Genomic DNA, 16,405 nt, shown 5'->3' on the forward strand with positions numbered 1-16,405 from the left:
CAGTCCGGCTCCATGCCGCCTGGAATCGCCGCCAAAGGCCCTATGAGGTGCGGAATTGGCGTACGGGGGTTCGGCGTACCGCCGAACGCCCGCCCGGGGCCAGGCCGTACAGTCCACTTGTGACCGCTATCTCCGAACTCGTCGCCGCGCTCGCACCGGAGAAGGTGCTGACGGACTCCGACGTGACCGACTCCTACGCCCGGGACCGAACCTTTCTTGAGCCCGGTAAACCACTGGCCGTAGTGCTCGCGCACACCAGGGACGATGTGGTCGCCGTAATGAGATGGGCCACCCGGCACCGGGTTCCCGTGGTGCCCCGGGGGGCCGGTACCGGCCTGGCCGGCGGGGCGACCGCCGTCGAGGGGTGCGTCGTGCTGGCGCTGCACAGGATGGCGGTCATCAGGGAACTGTCCCCCGACGACGAGATAGCCGTGGTCGAGCCGGGGGTCATCACCGCCGACCTGGACCGGGCCGCCCGCGAGCACGGGCTGATGTACGCCCCCGACCCCTCCTCCTACGAGATCTCCACCATCGGCGGCAACCTGGCGACCAACGCGGGCGGCCTGCGGTGCGTGAAGTACGGCGTGACCCGCGACTCGGCGCTCGGCCTGGAGGTCGTGCTCGCGGACGGGCGAGTGATCAACACCGGCCGGCGCACCGTGAAGGGCGTGACGGGGTACGACCTGACCAGCCTGTTCGTCGGCTCCGAGGGGACGCTCGGGGTCATCACCGCGGCGACGGTGCGGCTGCGCAGGGCGCCGTCGGTCTACCCGGCGACGATCGCGGCCGAGTTCACCTCCCTCAGGGAGGCCGCCGCCGCCGTCTCCGCGATCATCGCGGCCGGATGCCAGCCGTCCCTGCTGGAGTTGCTCGACCGGAACACGCTCAAGGCCATCGACGACTGGCGGAACATCGGGCTGGAGGAGTCGACCCGGGCGATGCTGATCGCGCAGTCGGACGCGGTGGACGGCCCGGCCGTCTCCGAACGCATGGCCGAACTCTGCACCGCCAACGGCGCGGCCTTCGTGGCGGTGTCGTCGTCGGCGCAGGAGGCCGCGCAGCTGATCGAGGTCCGGCGGATGGCGTACGAGGCCAAGGAACGGCTGGGCAAGTGCCTGGTGGAGGACGTGTGCGTACCACGTTCCCTGCTGCCGGACATGATCGAGAAGATCGAGGCGATCGCGGTCAAGCACGACGTGCTGATCACCACGGTCGCCCACGCGGGCGACGGCAACCTGCACCCCGTCTTCGTCTTCGACAGGGCCCTGAGCGAACCGCCGCCCGAGGTGTGGGCCGCGGCCGACGAGCTCTTCAGGGAGACCCTGAAGATGGGGGGCACGCTCACCGGCGAGCACGGCGTCGGGTTGCTGAAACAGCGCTGGCTGGCCATGGAGACCGGGCCGGTCACCGAGGAGATCCACCGCGGGATCAAACAGGTCTTCGACCCGCTCGGCATCCTCAATCCCGGCAAGGCCATCTGAGCGGATTCCCGCTTTCCCGGATCCCCTCCTAGCAGGGAGAGAGGTGGGATCTTCGCGGATTCCCGTCAGGCCGAGCACGGGATTCCGCGGCTCCCCGAATCCTCATGGCCGTTCGCCCCACCTCTCACACTGGTAGCGTTCTGCTCCACATAAACCATTTTTTCGGGTTTTGTCGGGGGGAATCTGGTGGGACCACTAACAGCGGAGGATCCCCCACGCCTGGGGCCGTTCGAGCTGACCGGGCGGCTTGGAGAGGGCGGACAGGGGATCGTCTACCTCGGGCGGGGGCCTGAGGGCGAGCAGGTCGCCGTCAAGCTCCTCCACCACGGACTGGTCAGCGACCCCGAGGCCAGGGCGCGCTTCCTGCGCGAGGTGTCGGTCGCGCAACGGGTGGCCCGGTTCTGCACCGCCTCCGTGCTCCACACCGACCTCGCCGGCAGCCGTCCGTACATCGTGAGCGAGTATGTCCCCGGCCCCTCCCTGCGCCAGCTGGTCGACAGCCAGGGGCCACGGCGCGGCGCCTCCCTGGAACGTCTCGCCGTCAGTACCGCCACCGCGCTGTCGGCGATCCACCGCGCGGGCATCCTGCACCGTGATTTCAAGCCCGCCAACGTGCTGATGGGTCCCGAGGGCCCGGTGGTGATCGACTTCGGCATCGCCAGGGCTCTGGACTCTCCGGGGATGACCGCGACCGGGGTGGCGATGGGCACCCCCTCCTATCTCGCGCCCGAGCAGCTCGGGGCGGGCGAGGTGACCCCCGCGGCCGACGTGTTCGCCTGGGGCGTCACGATGGTCTTCGCCGCGACCGGCCGGCCCGCGTTCGGCCAGGACTCCATCCCCATCGTGATCAACCGGATTCTGAACGCGGAGCCGGAACTGAGCGCGCTGGAGGGAGAGCTGCGCGAGCTGGTCGCGGCCTGCCTGTCGAAGGACCCGGCGCTGCGCCCCACCGCCGAACAACTCGTCAACCGCCTGATGGGCACCGCCTCCACCACCCCGGTCCGGCGTCCGGCGCCCCTCCCCGGCCCTGTACCCGGCCCAGGTCACAGTCCTGTGCCCGGTCCCGGTCACGTGTCCGCGGCGGCCACGCGGCAGAGCGGGCAACGTCAGGACGGACCACCGCCGGACGGACCGGGAGGCGCCGCACCGGGACACGGCGGGCCGGGACAGGACGAACCCCGGCGGGCCGGGGAGCCGGGTGGGAGGAAGCCGCGCGGACCCGTGGGGCTCCTGCTCACCGGGGTGGCGGTCGTGGCCGCGCTCGGCGTGACCACCGGGACCGTGGTGGCCCTGCGGAACGACGAGAAGGCCGCGATAGCGCGAGCCGGAGCGGCGTCCATCGCGGCGGAGACCCCGGGTCCCGGCTCGACGACCGTTCCCGGCGATCCGCCCACGGCGGGGAAGGAGTCTTCCCTGCCTCCGGAGGACAGGGAACTCCTCACCGGCACGCCTCACCCGTCCCGGCGGATCGCGCGGCCGTCATCCCGGCCGGCCGAGAATCCGAGCCGCGCCGCGGGAGCGCCGACGGGGAAGCCGAGCACGCCCCCCTCCCGGGCCTCCAGCCCGGCGGCCACCACCGCCAAGCCCACCCCGCGGGCGGAGCTGCCGGGCTCGGCGGAGCCGAGCGGCATCGTCAACCCCTCATCGGCTCCCGAGCCGACGTCCAAGCCCATCGCCATCGTGCCACCGACCTCGACGGCCAAGCCGAGTCCGAAGCCCACCCCCCGGAAACCCAATCCCTACACGGCCACCGGCGTCTGCGGCAGCGGCTACAAGGTCGTCAACTCCAAGGCCCTGGGCAGTGTCGCGACGATCTACCTGCTCTACAGCTCCGCCGCGGGTAAGAACTGCGTCGTCACCATGTCCAAGTACGTGATCCCCGCCAAGATCTCGATGAACGCGATACTCCAGGTGAAGGGCGGCTCCAGCGGTAGCAACCCCGGCAAGTTCACCGTCTACGCGGGCCCCGTACGCCTGTCCGCGGCCAAGAAGTGCGTCATCTGGGGCGGCACGTACGGGTCGCTGTCGTGGAAGAGCGGCTGGAGCCACTGCGGCTGAGGGGCACAGCGGATCACAGCGCGCCGACCGGTTCCACCGCTCGACGCGCGGGCCAACCGGCCCGCATGGCATCCCCGTGGGGCGGAGCGCGGGGCTCGCCCAGCCCTTTTCCCGGCCGGCCGCGGCCTCGAGGACCGCTCACGGGCCGGCGCCGACGGCGATGCGCGGCGATGCCGAGGGGGAGGTCGGCCGCGGCCTTCGACATGCCGCCTGACGTGTCTTCCATGCGCTGCCGCCTCCCCGAACCGGGTGGAAGATGCGCCTTCTTCCTCTGCCCCCATTCCGTATCGGCCGCCCGGAATCCGGGCACGGCTTTCCCTCGGCGCGACTCCGTGAGATCACCGGGACGTGGGCCGAACGGCCGCCTCCCCCGATCAGGCTCGGCCCCTGGCGGGAGTACCGGTTGTGGGCTACCGTAATTGACGTGATCGTCAAGTCTGAGACGCTCAGCAGCCGGGGCCGCCGCACGCGGGCGGCGCTCGTCCAGGCCGGACGGGAGATGTTCGAGGAGCGAGGCTACGACGCCGTGCGCGTCGACGACGTCTGCGCGCGCGCCGGCGTCTCGCACGGCACCTTCTACACCTACTTCGGCTCGCGCGAGGAGCTGTTCCGTGAGGTGGCGGCCACCGTGGTGGGCGAGATGTTCACCGCCAGCGTGGTCGGGCCCGCCGCTCCCGACGACCCGTACGCCCGCATCGAGGCCGCCAACCTGCTCTACCTGCGCGCCTGGGCGGCCAACTCCCGGTTGGTGAGGATGCTGGAGCAGGTCGCGATCGCCGACGAGGGGTTCCGCGGCCTGCTGCTCGAGTTGCGCGAGGTCTTCGTGCGGCGCGGCGCGGAGGGGCTGCGGCGCCTGCAGGAGCAGGGCCTGGCCGATCCGTCGCTGGACCCCCGGCTGACCGCCGTGATGCTGGGCGGGATGGTCGAGCACTTCGCCCACGTCTGGCTCGACCTCGGCGAGCACGCCGACGAGCGGACCGCCGTCGTCATGCTCTCCACGCTCTGGGCCCGGGCCATCGGCCTGACGCCCGCGAGCCAAGGCGGCAACATGACGCCGACGTCAATCAAGGAGGCGGATTCGTGAGCCGGCTGGACACCTCCGGTGACGACTACCTGGCCCGGCGCGAGGCGATGCTCGCCAAACTGGCCGAGCTCGACGCCGAGCAGGCCAGAGCGGTGGCCGGCGGCGGCGAGAAGTACGTCGACCGGCACCGCGCGCGGGGCAGGCTGCTGGCCAGGGAGCGGATCGAGCTGCTCGTCGATCCCGACTCGGCGTTCCTGGAGCTCTCACCGCTGGCGGGCTGGGGCAGCGACTTCCCCGTGGGGGCGAGCGTGGTCACCGGGATCGGGGTGGTCGAGGGCGTCGAGTGCGTGCTCGTCGCCAACGACCCGACGGTGCGGGGCGGCTCGTCCAACCCGTGGACGCTGCGCAAGACGCTCAGGGCGGCCGACATCGCCTTCGAGAACCGGCTTCCGCTGATCAATCTGGTGGAGTCCGGCGGGGCCGACCTGCCGACCCAGAAGGAGATCTTCATCCCCGGCGGCCGGATCTTCCGCGACCTGACCCGCCTGTCGGCGGCCGGGATCCCCACGATCGCCCTGGTCTTCGGCAACTCCACCGCCGGCGGGGCGTACGTACCGGGGATGAGCGACCACGTGGTCATGGTCAAGAAGGGCGCGAAGGTCTTCCTCGGCGGGCCCCCGCTGGTCAGGATGGCCACCGGGGAGGAGTCCGACGACGAGTCGCTGGGCGGTGCCGAGATGCACGCCCGGGTCAGCGGGCTGGCCGACTACCTGGCCGCCGACGAGCATGACGCGCTGCGGATCGGGCGGCAGATCGTCAGGGGCCTGAACCGGCGAAGGCTCGGCGCCTCCGCCGGGACCGCGCGTGAACCGCTGTACGACGAGGACGAACTGCTGGGCATCGTGCCCGAGGACCTGAAGATCCCGTTCGACCCGCGCGAGGTGATCGCGCGGATCGTGGACGGCAGCGAGTTCGACGAGTTCAAACCCCTGTACGGCGGGAGCCTGGTGACCGGGTGGGCCCGCCTGCACGGCTATCCGATCGGGATACTGGCCAATGCCCGGGGGGTGTTGTTCAGCGAGGAGGCGCAGAAGGCCGCGCAGTTCATCCAGCTCGCCGACCAGGCCCGCACACCGCTGGTCTTCCTGCAGAACACCACCGGCTACATGGTCGGCAAGGACTACGAGCAGGGCGGCATCATCAAGCACGGCGCCATGATGATCAACGCGGTGTCCAACTCGACGGTCCCGCACCTCACGATCGTCATGGGCGCCTCGTACGGAGCGGGCAACTACGGCATGTGCGGCCGGGCCTACGACCCTCGTTTCCTGTTCTCCTGGCCCAGCGCGAAGTCCGCGGTGATGGGGCCCGCCCAGCTCGCAGGGGTGCTGTCCATCGTCGGCAGGGCCGCGGCCCAGGCCCGGGGGCAGGTCTACGACGAGGAGGGCGACGCGGCGATGCGCCGGATGGTCGAGGCGCAGATCGAGGCCGAGTCGCTGCCGTTCTTCCTCTCCGGCCGCCTCTACGACGACGGGGTGATCGACCCCCGCGACACCCGGACGGTCCTGGGCCTGTGCCTGTCCGCCGTACACAACGCCCCCGCCCCGGAGCCCGCGGGCTTCGGCGTCTTCCGGATGTGATCATGCCCGTGACCGCCTCGCCGATCCGCCGCCTGCTCGTCGCGAACCGGGGTGAGATCGCCCGCCGCGTCTTCCGTACCTGCCGTGACCTCGGCATCGAGACCGTCGCGGTCTTCTCCGACGCCGACGCCGACGCCCCGCACGTGGCCGAGGCGGACCACGCGGTGCGGCTCGGCGGTGTCAGACCCGCCGACACCTACCTGTCGACAGAGAAGATCATCGACGCGGCCCGCAGATCGGGGGCGGACGCGGTCCATCCCGGCTACGGCTTCCTGTCGGAGAACGCCGCCTTCGCACGGGCCGTGCCGGACGCGGGCCTGACCTGGGTCGGTCCGCCGGCCGAGGCCGTCGCCGCGATGGGCTCCAAGATCGAGGCCAAGGAGCTGATGGCGGCCGCGGGGGTCCCGGTGCTGCCGGGATTCACCACGGGTCCCGGCCACTCGGCGGACGACCTGGAACGGGACCTGGAGGCCGTGTTCACCTCGATGGGCGGCCCCCTTCCCCTGCTGGTGAAGGCGTCGGCCGGGGGCGGCGGGCGCGGGATGCGCGTCGTGCGGCTGACCGGCGACCTGTCGGAGGCGGTCGAGTCGGCGCGCGCCGAGGCCGCGTCCGCGTTCGGGGACGGCACCGTGTTCGTCGAGCCCCTGCTGGAAGGCGCCCGGCACATCGAGGTGCAGATCCTGGCCGACGGGCACGGGACGGTGTGGGCGCTGGGCGAGCGGGAGTGCTCGATCCAGCGGCGGCACCAGAAGGTGATCGAGGAGACCCCCTCCCCGGCGATCTCCCCGGCGGCACGGGCGCGGCTGCGCGACGCGGCGGTCACGGCCGCGCGGGTCATCGACTACGTCGGTGCCGGAACCGTCGAGTTCCTCGTCAGGGGCGACACGGTCGCCTTCCTGGAGATGAACACCCGCCTGCAGGTGGAGCACCCGGTGACCGAGTGCCTCTACGGTGTCGACCTCGTCGAGTTGCAGCTGCGGATCGCCGAGGGCGCCCGGCTGCCCGCGGCGCCGCCCGAGCCGTCCGGGCACGCCGTCGAGGCTCGCCTGTACGCCGAGGACCCGGCCCTCGACTGGCTCCCGCAGAGCGGCACCCTGCACCGCCTGGAGATCCCCGGCGTGGACTCCCGCTTCGCGCCCGTACCCGGCGGGCGGCACGGGCTGCGGCTGGACTCCGGCGTCGAGGACGGCTCGGCGATCGGGGTGCACTACGACCCGATGCTCGCCAAGGTCATCTCCTACGGCGCGAGTCGCGCCGACGCCGTGCGGAGGCTGGCCTTCGCGCTGGCGGGCGCGCGGATCCACGGCCCCGTCACCAACCGGGACCTGCTGGTCGAGGTCCTGCGCCATCCGGCGTTCCTCGCCGGGGAGACCCATACGGGTTTCCTGACCGAGCACGGCCTCACCGGGTCGGCGTCCGGACGGCGGACCGCCGGAGCCGAGCCGGGGGCCGTGCGCCTGTCCGCCCTCGCCGCCGCGCTCGCGCGGGCGTCGGCCAACCGCGCGGCGGCGACGGTGCAGGCGGGACTGCCGAGCGGATGGCGCAACGTGGTGTCGCAGCCGCAGCGCACCGCGTTCGCGGAGGCGGAGATCTCCTATCGGATCACCAGGGACGGCCTGCGCGCCGAGGGGTTCCCCGATACCGTCCTGGTCGGCGCGACGCCCTCGCTGGTCGTACTGGAGACCTCGGGCGTGCGGCACAGGTTCGCCGTGGCCCGCTACGACGGCGTGACGCACGTGGACTCCCCGCTCGGTTCCGTGCGGCTCACCCCGCTGGAGCGCCTGCCCGCACCGGTGGAGCAGGTGCCACCCGGCTCCCTGCTGGCCCCCATGCCCGGCACCGTGCTGCGGATCGACGTCGAACCCGGCGAGAGCGTCGGGCAAGGGCAGGTGGTCGTGGTGCTCGAAGCCATGAAGATGGAGCACCGGATCACCGCCCCCGCGCCGGGCACGGTGGCGGCGGTGAACGTGACGCCGGGCCGCCAGGTCGAGGCCGGGTTCGTGCTGGTCGTGATCGAGGGGCAGACTTGATCCCCTCCCCGGGCTCTCCGGAGCCGGAGTACGGGGTCTTGCGGCTGGAAGGATTCAGATGAGAACCGATGGGGGTTGGCCGGTGGAGCGCCTGGTGCACGGGGAGGTGTCCGGGGGGGTGGCGACGATCACCCTCGACTCCCCCCGCAACCGCAACGCCCTGTCGGTGCGGTTGCTGGGCGACCTGGAGGACCGGCTCAACCGGGCGCTGGCCGAGGAGAGCGTCCGGGTGATCGTGCTCACCGGGACCGGGCCGGTGTTCTGCTCGGGCGCCGACTTGAAGGAGCAGCGGGTTCCCCCCCGCGGCGCGCACGAGGCGCCGGTGACCGCGTCGTTTCCGGAGATCATGAGCCTGATCTGGGAGAGCCCGAAGCCGGTCGTGTGCAGGCTGAACGGCACCGCGAGGGCCGGGGGGCTCGGTCTGGTGGCGGCCTGCGACTTCGCGATCGCCCCCGACTCGGCGTCGTTCGCCTTCAGCGAGGTGCGGCTCGGCGTGGTGCCCGCGATGATCTCGGTGACCGTGTTGCGGCGGCTCGACCCGCGCGCCGCCGCCGAGTACCTGCTCACCGGGGAGACGTTCGACGCCGCCCGCGCCAGGGAGATCGGGCTGCTCACCCGCGCCGTGCCCGAGGAGGAGCTGGACGCGACCGTCGCCCACTACACCGGCATGCTGCTGCGCGGCGGCCCCGAGTCGCTCGCTCTCACCAAGCAGCTCGTGCGGACCGTGCCCGAGCTGAGTGTCGAGGAGGGCATGCGCCAGATGGCCGAGCTGTCCGCCCGGCGCTTCACCTCCGCCGAGGGGCAGGAGGGGATCGCCGCCTTCATGGAGAAGCGGCCCGCGTCCTGGATCCCCGTCCCCGAGGTGGGCTGACACCGCCTGCCGGACACCCGCCCGAGGAGATCCGATGTTGCGTATCGCCAACTGCTCCGGCTTCTACGGCGACCGGCTGTCGGCCGCCAGGGAGATGGTGGAGGGCGGCCCGATCGACGTGCTCACCGGCGACTGGCTCGCCGAGCTGACCATGCTGATCCTGGCCGGGAACCGGCTCAGGGGCCGCCCCGGCTACGCGCCGACCTTCCTCAAGCAGCTGGAGGAGGTCCTCGGGACCTGCCTGGAGCGCGGCATCAGGATCGTCTCCAACGCGGGTGGATTGGATCCCGCCGGGTGCGCCGGGGCGGTGACCGAGCTGGCGGCGCGCCTCGGGCTGCCGGCGCGGGTCGCCCACGTCACCGGTGACGACCTCACCGGCCACGACCTGGGCGGAGCGCCGAACGCCGACACCGGCGAGCCGCTGCCCGCGCCCGCCCTGACCGCCAACGCCTACCTGGGAGGCCGCCCGATCGCCGCCGCCCTGTCCGCCGGGGCGGACGTGGTGGTGACCGGCCGCGTCACGGACGCGGCCCTGGTCACAGGGCCGGGAATCTGGCGGTACGGATGGGGGCCCGGCGATCTCGACGCGCTGGCCGGCTCCGTGGTCGCCGGGCACGTCATCGAGTGCGGCTGCCAGGCGACCGGCGGTAACTACGCGTTCTTCGACGAGGTGCCCGACCTGGCGCACTGCGGGTTTCCGCTGGTGGAGCTGGAGGCGGACGGCTCCAGCGTGGTGACCAAGCACCCGGGGACCGGGGGGCTGGTCTCGGTCGGCACGGTCACCGCGCAGCTGCTGTACGAGATCGCCTCCCCCCGCTATCTCGGCCCCGACGTGGTCGCGCGCTTCGACACGATCCGGCTGGAGCAGCAGGGTCCCGACCGGGTCCGCGTCTCGGGGGTACGCGGCGAGGCCCCGCCCAGCACGCTCAAGGTCGCCGTCAACTACCTGGCGGGCTACCGCAACACCATGACGCTCGTGCTGACCGGCCTGGACGTCGAGGCCAAGGCCAGGCTCGCCCAGGAGGCCATCTGGGCCCGGGTGCCGAGGGAGTCGTTCGACGAGGTCCACGTCGAGCTCACCCCGCTGGCGGGCACCGCCCTGCTGCGCGTCACCGTGATGGACGCCGACCGGCGCAGGGCCGGACGCGCCTTCTCCTCCGCCGTGGTCGAGACCGGCCTGGCGAGCTACCCCGGCTTCTACGGGCTGACCCCTCCCGGTGACGCCTCGCCGTACGGGGTCTACTGGCCCACGCTCGTCCCGGCGAAGGCGGTGCGGGCCCGCGTCTGGCTCGACGGCCACGAGCTCCCCACCGCACCGGACGCGTCGGGGGACGGTGGCCGGGAGCGGTCCGGGCAGGCGCCCCCTCCCCCGGTCACGCGCCCCGGAGCGCCGGAGGAGGCCGCACCGGGCGGCCCGTGGGGCGCGGACGGCGACGGCGGGACGGTGCGAGCCGCGCTGGGCTCGATCGTGGGTGCCCGGTCCGGCGACAAGGGCGGCAACGCCAACCTGGGGGTCTGGGTCCGCACCCCCGAGCAGTTCGGCTGGCTGGAGGACCACCTGACGGTCGAGCGCCTGGCCGAGCTCCTGCCCTGCACCGCGGAACTGAACGTCGAGCGCTTCGAGCTGCCCAACCTGCTCGCCCTCAACTTCGTCGTCCACGGCCTCCTCGGCCGGGGCGTGGCCGCCAGCCCTCGCCTCGACGCCCAGGCCAAGGCCCTCGGCGAGGAACTCCGCGCCGTACTCACCGACATCCCGCGGCGCCTGCTGTGATCCCCGTGTGATCCCCCGATCGTAACGGCCGTCGCGGTGCGGACGGTATTGACCGTCGCGGGCGGGGATCATAGATTCACCCTGACTAGAATATAATTCGGTTGAGGAGGGTGCATGACGGCCACGCACATCGACGTCAACGTGATCGACTTCGGCGTGCTCGGTGCGTGGATGGACGCGCAGGGGCTGCCCCGCGGGCCGTTCGAGCGGGTCGCGCCGGTGGCGGGCGGAACGCAGAACGTCATGGTCCGCTTCGAGCGGGGTGGATCTCGGTACGTGCTGCGCAGGCCGCCGCTGCACCCGCGCGCCAGGAGCAACGAGGTACTCCGCCGGGAGGCGAGGGTGCTGGCCGTGCTGCGCGACACGCCGGTGGCGGCGCCGCGCCTCGTCGCGGCCTGTACCGACGAGAGCGTCATGGGCGCGGTCTTCTACCTGATGGAACCGGTCCAGGGTTTCAACCCCACGGTCGGGCTGCCCGAGCCGCACGCGAGCGATCCCGCGATCCGGCATCGGATGGGCCTGGAGGCGGCCTCGGCGCTGGCCGACCTCGGGCGGGTGGACCACGGCGTGCTCGACGGGTTCGGCCGCCCCGAGGGGTTTTTGGAGCGGCAGGTACCGCGCTGGATGGGCGAACTGGACGGCTACGGGGCCCTGGACGGATATCCGGGACCCGACATCCCCGGACTGGCGGAGACGGCCGGCTGGCTGGAGCGCAACCGGCCGAAGGAGTTCACTCCGGGGATCATGCACGGCGACTACCACCTGGCCAACCTCATGTTCGCCTGCGACGGGCCCAGGGTGGCCGCGATCGTCGACTGGGAGATGTGCACGGTGGGCGACCCGCTGCTGGACCTGGGGTGGCTGCTGGCGACCTGGCCGACCTCCGACGGCGTGGGCGTGATCTCCGGCGGCGTCACCGGGCTGGCCCCGGCCACCGAGCTCGTCGAGTGCTACGCGGCCCTGTCCGACCGCGATCTGTCCGCCGTCGACTGGTACGCGGTGATGGCCTGCTTCAAGCTCGGCATCGTGCTGGAGGGCACACACGCTCGCGCGTGCGCGGGCAAGGCGCCCAGGGAACTCGGGGACCTGCTCCACGCGACCACGCTGAACCTGTTCGCCCGCGCCCGCACGTTCATGTGACATAAGGCGAAATAAGTGGAATGTGCGTTATCTGGTGCTTGAAACCTTCATGCAACCTTCCAAACTCTAGGATTGCTCGCAATTGCTCCAAGAGTGTTGCTCGGGGAAGGATTCAGTCATGCGCCTCCGGTTCCTTGGTTCCACCTCCGAAGCGGGCGCCTGCCCCTCCCTCTACGAGACCGATCGCGGGACCGTCGTGGTGCAGGGCCTTCGGGTGACCGACGCGGAGGCGCTGGCCGACCTGCGCCACGTCCTGGAGGGGGAGACCGCCGTCGAGGTGCCCCGCGAGTTGCTCGTGGACATCGCGCGCCGAGTACTTTCTGTAAATATTGGTCACGATTAGGAGTGCTCTCTGGCTTGATCCACATGCTCGGGTCTAGCGTCGTGCGCACCACGCGGGGGGTGACGTGAACCCGCGGGAGGAGCAGGCGGGCGAGAGCGGCCAGGGAGATCGTGTGGGCGGGTTCCAACAGGCCAGAACCGAACTCGGCGCGCGGTTACGGCACCTGCGGGAGACCGCCCACCTGTCGGGCAAGGAACTGGCCGAGCGGCTGAGTTGGCAGGCCTCCAAGGTCTCCCGGATCGAGAACGCCCGCCAGACCGTCACCGAGGACGACATCGTCCAGTGGGCGCGGGCCACGGACGCCTCCCCCGAGGTGGTCGAGGAGCTGGTGGAGCAGGTGCTGGGGCTCCCGGATCGCCAGGACTCCTGGCGGCAGCGGCACCGCGGCGGACTGGCCGCCCTGCAGGAGGACGTCCTCGACATGGAGGCACGGACCACGCTGCTGCGGGTGTTCGAGCCCGGCGTGGTCATCGGCCTGCTGCAGACCACCGAGTACGCCCGGAGCATCTTCACTCGGATCAAGCGCCTCTACCGGTCCCCCGACGAGATCGACGCGGCCATCCGGGTCCGCATGCGGCGCCAGGACATCCTCTACGACCAGAGCAGACGGTTCAGGTTCGTCCTGCCCGAGGCGGTGCTGCGCTACCGGCTGGCCCCGCTGGACGTGATGCGCGGGCAGCTCGACCGGTTACTGGCGGTGACCGCGCTGCCGAACGTGGAGTTCGGCGTGATCCCCTTCGAGGCCCCCCTGCCCTCGGCGCCGCTCAACGGTTTCTGGATGTACGACGACGCCCATGTCACGGTGCCGACCAGGACGAGGGACCTGCTTCTCCGCGACCCGGACGACGTCGCCTTCTACGCGCGGACCTTCGAGGAACTCTACGAGGTCGCGGTCTTCGGGGAGGACGCCAGATCGGTGATCGTCCGAGTACTCAACGATTTCTCCGGGCAGTCAAGGGACTAAACACCGCAATTGCTTGATTAGCATCCCAAGATCGTGCAATTCTCTGTCGAGACGGAGGTGACGCACGATGCTGGACACGCTGTCTTGTCTGGAGAGGTTCGTTGCTGCGATACGGCTGCACGCCGACCTTTCCGTACAGCGGATCTCGTTCGGTGATCCCGCGTACGTGTACGTCCGCAACCGTTTCAGCAGCACCCTGGCCGAGACCGTGACCTGCTCCCAGGACGGCCGTTTCATCACCTCGTGGGGTTACCGGCTCGGCACCAGCGAGAACATCGACGGCGCCGCGGCGCGACTGGCCTTCCTCCTCGCGGCCCTGCCCACCCCCCAGGTCTGACCCGGCGGCCCCGGGGTCTCCCCGTCCGCCCGCCGCTACGGAGCCTCGGCCGGCTCGTCGGGAAAGTCCGAGAGGCGCAGGCCGACCTCCCTGGCCGCGGCGACCCTGGCGTGATGGAGCATCCGGCTCCGCGACATGTTGCCGGTGTGCAGGGTGTACCGGACCACGAGGCCGTCGAGCATGCCGTCGATCCGCTCGGCCGAGCCCAGGGGGTCGTCGCAGGTGAACTCGCCCGAGGCCACGCCGGCGGAGATCACCTGGCTGAGGATCTCGATCCAGGCGCCCTCGAGCTCCAGCAGGATGGTGCGGACGTGCTCCTCGCGCACTCCCACGGCCCAGGCGTCGACCCAGAGGATCCAGCTCTGGTCGGAGCGGGAGGCCGGGATGTAGAAGCGCAGGACACGGTCGAGGAGCTGGACGGCGGTGCCGGGGCCCGCGACGATCTCCTTCAGCCGCTGGATCTCCGAGTCGCTGGTGCTGCGGAGCATCTCGGTGATGAGATCGTCCTTGGTGGCGAAGTGGTAGTGGATCAGGCCACCGCTCACGTTCGTCGCCTTGGCGATGTCGGCGACACGGGTGCTGGCCAGCCCGCGCTCGAGCACGACCCGCCTGGCGGCCTCAAGGAGCTCCGCTCGGCGCTGGTCGGCCTGGTCGGCGCGGCTGCTGCGCGCTCCTCCTCCGCTGTGCACGGCGCAAGACTACAGCAGCGCGGGCACACCGCCTCCATACTACTGATTGGTCAATCAGTCAATGAATTCACCCCCGTCGCACGGGCGAGGAGAGCGGGACCGGAAGCGGCCCGGGTGGGCGGGTCAGCCGAGCTTGAGCAGCAGTTCGGTGAGCTCGGCCGGCATGGTGATCATGCAGTCGTGGCCCGTCTCCAGTTCCCACACCTGCGCCGGGCTGCCGTTGGGCTGTATCGCCGGGACGGGCCGCCGCTCGATGCCCTCCGGTACGCCGACGACGCAGTGAACGTGCGTCCGCGGAATCGTGCGCACGGCCGGATTGTCCAGCCGGACCGGTTGCCGGAGGCAGAGCACCGGCTGATCCGACAACATCGTCCGCAGCCACGCCACGTCCGCCGGGTCGGTGACCCCGAACAGGCCCAGGGGCGGCGGCAGCTCGGGCATCGGCGGGACCCGCCAGCCGACCTCGGACTCCGCGGCGCGGTCGATGAGGTCCTGGGTCACGGGATGCACATCCACCGCGCTCTCGCCGTCCCTGGGGACCATCGCGTCGAGATAGACCAGATGGGCGATCCGATCCGGGATCCGGTTGGCGGCGGACGAGATGACCAGCCCGGCGTAGCTGTGGCCCACCAGGATCACGTCGGTGAGGTCCGCCTCGGTGATCAGCCTGACGATGTCGTCGACGTGCGTGTCCAGCCCTACCTCGGGGCCGAGCAGATGCGCCTTGTCGCCGTGGCCGGTCAGCGACGGCGCGACCACCCGGTGCCCGGCCGACGCCAGCAACGGGACCACCCGCTCCCAGCATTGCCCGCTGTGCCAGGCCCCGTGTACCAGCAAATATGTCGACATGGTGTAACTCCTCGCTCGCAGAAGGGATCCCCGGCCGATTTCGCCGGTGTTCATTACGGAAGTGAGGTTTCCGCTCACCCGCTGACGGAGCCAGAGCCCCCGCGATCCTGGGGGTGACAGGACCAGGCACGCACGAGGGTGCGCGAACTACCGTGGGGACATGAGCGACGAATCCAACTTGCTGGGCGACTACGTGCGCGCCCGCCGTGAGCTCGTCACTCCTGAACAGGCCGGCATCCCCTCCGTGGGCGTACGGCGCGTGCCGGGCCTGCGACGGGAGGAGGTCGCGATGCTCGCCGGCATCAGCGCCGACTACTACCTGCGCCTGGAGCAGGGCCGCGACCGCAACCCCTCCGCGCAGGTCCTCGGGTCCCTCGCCCGCGTGCTGCTGCTCGACGACAACGCGACGGCCTACCTGCTACGCCTCGGGGCGGGAAAACCTCGGCGGCGACGGCGGCCCCGGAAGGAGACCGTCCCGCCGGGCGTCGCCAAGCTCGTCGTCGCGCTTCCGCTCCCCGCGTACGTGGAGGGCCGCTACTTCGACGTCCTCGCCGCCAACGCGCCGGCGACCGCTCTGTCGCCGCGACTCGTGGCGGGGGGCAACCGCCTGCGGGACGTGTTCCTCGACCCCGCCGAGCAGGCCCTCTACCCGGACTGGGAGGACGCCGCGCAGGGCATGGTCGCCGGCTTCCGCGAGTCCGTCGGCACCGACACGGACGACCCCCGATTCATCGAACTCGTCGGCGAGCTCTCCCTCGCCAGCCCTCGCTTCAGCAGGCTCTGGGCCCGCCACGACGTGAACACGTGCGAAGGCACCCCCAAGCGCATCGACCACCCCCAGGTCGGTGGCCTGTGGCTGAACCGGGAGAGGCTGGGCGTCAGCGGCGCGACAGGCCAGACGCTCGTCGTCCTCCACCCGGACCCCGGCACCGACAGTGCCGACAAGCTGGCGCTCCTCGCGTCCGTCACGCGGACATGACCCCGTCCGTGCTCAGCCGCTCTGCCGGGTGGCCCAGCCCGAGGAGATCGCCGAGGCGCCCTGCTTCCTCGCCTGGCCGCGCCCCAATCTCAGCACGGACACCGGTGGCCGCGGCGGACGGCGGGTCGACCGCGGTCCAAACGGCAGACCTGCCCGGTGCCGTGCCGGACGTCGCCCGGACCCGTACAGAAGCCGGTGGCCTGAGGCGGATCCGGCGCAGAGGACTTCG

General features: G+C 71.4%; 14 protein-coding genes. 12 read left to right on the top strand and 2 right to left on the bottom strand.

From position 1 onward, the window contains the following. Positions 1–119: 119 nt before the first annotated feature. The 11 genes from AB0K21_RS05125 (at position 120) to AB0K21_RS05175 (ending at position 13,659) form a co-directional block, all read left to right on the top strand. Positions 120–1,481: an FAD-linked oxidase C-terminal domain-containing protein gene (locus tag AB0K21_RS05125; RefSeq protein ID WP_343976541.1), complete on the top strand. Its 1,362-nt coding sequence runs from the start codon at positions 120–122 to the stop codon at positions 1,479–1,481. 186 nt (positions 1,482–1,667) lie between these two features. Then, entirely contained in the window at positions 1,668–3,539 is a 1,872-nt protein-coding gene (locus AB0K21_RS05130; RefSeq protein WP_364147948.1) for a protein kinase, read from the top strand. Between the two features lie 424 nt (positions 3,540–3,963). Then, positions 3,964–4,623, top strand: a complete 660-nt coding sequence (locus AB0K21_RS05135) for a TetR/AcrR family transcriptional regulator (protein WP_343976535.1) — start codon at positions 3,964–3,966, stop codon at positions 4,621–4,623. 47 nt (positions 4,624–4,670) lie between these two features. Beyond that, positions 4,671–6,203 carry a carboxyl transferase domain-containing protein gene (locus tag AB0K21_RS05140; protein ID WP_343976655.1) on the top strand — a complete coding sequence of 511 codons (1,533 nt, stop codon included), beginning with the start codon at positions 4,671–4,673 and terminating at the stop codon, positions 6,201–6,203. A 2-nt stretch (positions 6,204–6,205) separates the two neighbouring features. After that, positions 6,206–8,233: a biotin carboxylase N-terminal domain-containing protein gene (locus AB0K21_RS05145; RefSeq protein ID WP_364147952.1), complete on the top strand. Its 2,028-nt coding sequence runs from the start codon at positions 6,206–6,208 to the stop codon at positions 8,231–8,233. 58 nt (positions 8,234–8,291) lie between these two features. After that, on the top strand, positions 8,292–9,104 hold the full coding sequence (locus tag AB0K21_RS05150) for an enoyl-CoA hydratase-related protein (protein WP_343976528.1): 813 nt from the start codon (positions 8,292–8,294) through the stop codon (positions 9,102–9,104). Between the two features lie 34 nt (positions 9,105–9,138). Continuing rightward, entirely contained in the window at positions 9,139–10,875 is a 1,737-nt protein-coding gene (locus tag AB0K21_RS05155) for an acyclic terpene utilization AtuA family protein (protein ID WP_343976525.1), read from the top strand. A 114-nt stretch (positions 10,876–10,989) separates the two neighbouring features. Further along, entirely contained in the window at positions 10,990–12,015 is a 1,026-nt protein-coding gene (locus tag AB0K21_RS05160) for a phosphotransferase family protein (protein WP_343976522.1), read from the top strand. 118 nt (positions 12,016–12,133) lie between these two features. Beyond that, positions 12,134–12,358, top strand: a complete 225-nt coding sequence (locus tag AB0K21_RS05165; protein ID WP_030908087.1) for a hypothetical protein — start codon at positions 12,134–12,136, stop codon at positions 12,356–12,358. Between the two features lie 112 nt (positions 12,359–12,470). Then, positions 12,471–13,322 (top strand): helix-turn-helix transcriptional regulator, encoded by an 852-nt coding sequence (locus AB0K21_RS05170; RefSeq protein WP_343976515.1) that lies wholly within the window; start codon positions 12,471–12,473, stop codon positions 13,320–13,322. A gap of 67 nt (positions 13,323–13,389) precedes the next feature. Continuing rightward, complete coding sequence (locus AB0K21_RS05175) at positions 13,390–13,659, top strand: hypothetical protein (RefSeq protein WP_343976512.1); 270 nt, start codon at positions 13,390–13,392, stop codon at positions 13,657–13,659. 35 nt (positions 13,660–13,694) lie between these two features. Here the strand turns inward: AB0K21_RS05175 and AB0K21_RS05180 are convergent, their stop codons facing one another. Next, positions 13,695–14,348, bottom strand: coding sequence for a TetR/AcrR family transcriptional regulator (locus tag AB0K21_RS05180; protein ID WP_343976509.1), 654 nt, complete (start codon positions 14,346–14,348; stop codon positions 13,695–13,697). Between the two features lie 123 nt (positions 14,349–14,471). Further along, positions 14,472–15,197, bottom strand: coding sequence for an alpha/beta fold hydrolase (locus tag AB0K21_RS05185; RefSeq protein ID WP_343976506.1), 726 nt, complete (start codon positions 15,195–15,197; stop codon positions 14,472–14,474). 160 nt (positions 15,198–15,357) lie between these two features. On the opposite strand from AB0K21_RS05185, the gene AB0K21_RS05190 reads away from it, so the two are divergent. Continuing rightward, positions 15,358–16,176 carry a helix-turn-helix transcriptional regulator gene (locus tag AB0K21_RS05190; RefSeq protein ID WP_343976503.1) on the top strand — a complete coding sequence of 273 codons (819 nt, stop codon included), beginning with the start codon at positions 15,358–15,360 and terminating at the stop codon, positions 16,174–16,176. The last annotated feature ends 229 nt before the right edge of the window (positions 16,177–16,405 follow it).

It is taken from the genome of Streptosporangium sp. NPDC049248 (assembly GCF_040678965.1).
Taxonomy (GTDB): domain Bacteria; phylum Actinomycetota; class Actinomycetes; order Streptosporangiales; family Streptosporangiaceae; genus Streptosporangium; species Streptosporangium fukuiense.

Coding starts and splice junctions, on each gene's coding strand:
- AB0K21_RS05150 (WP_343976528.1), top strand. CDS start 8,292: ATGAGAACCGATGGGGGTTGGCCGGTGGAGCGCCTGGTGCACGGGGAG.
- AB0K21_RS05160 (WP_343976522.1), top strand. CDS start 10,990: ATGACGGCCACGCACATCGACGTCAACGTGATCGACTTCGGCGTGCTC.
- AB0K21_RS05140 (WP_343976655.1), top strand. CDS start 4,671: ATGCTCGCCAAACTGGCCGAGCTCGACGCCGAGCAGGCCAGAGCGGTG.
- AB0K21_RS05165 (WP_030908087.1), top strand. CDS start 12,134: ATGCGCCTCCGGTTCCTTGGTTCCACCTCCGAAGCGGGCGCCTGCCCC.
- AB0K21_RS05190 (WP_343976503.1), top strand. CDS start 15,358: ATGAGCGACGAATCCAACTTGCTGGGCGACTACGTGCGCGCCCGCCGT.
- AB0K21_RS05175 (WP_343976512.1), top strand. CDS start 13,390: ATGCTGGACACGCTGTCTTGTCTGGAGAGGTTCGTTGCTGCGATACGG.
- AB0K21_RS05185 (WP_343976506.1), bottom strand. CDS start 15,197: ATGTCGACATATTTGCTGGTACACGGGGCCTGGCACAGCGGGCAATGC.
- AB0K21_RS05145 (WP_364147952.1), top strand. CDS start 6,206: ATGCCCGTGACCGCCTCGCCGATCCGCCGCCTGCTCGTCGCGAACCGG.
- AB0K21_RS05155 (WP_343976525.1), top strand. CDS start 9,139: ATGTTGCGTATCGCCAACTGCTCCGGCTTCTACGGCGACCGGCTGTCG.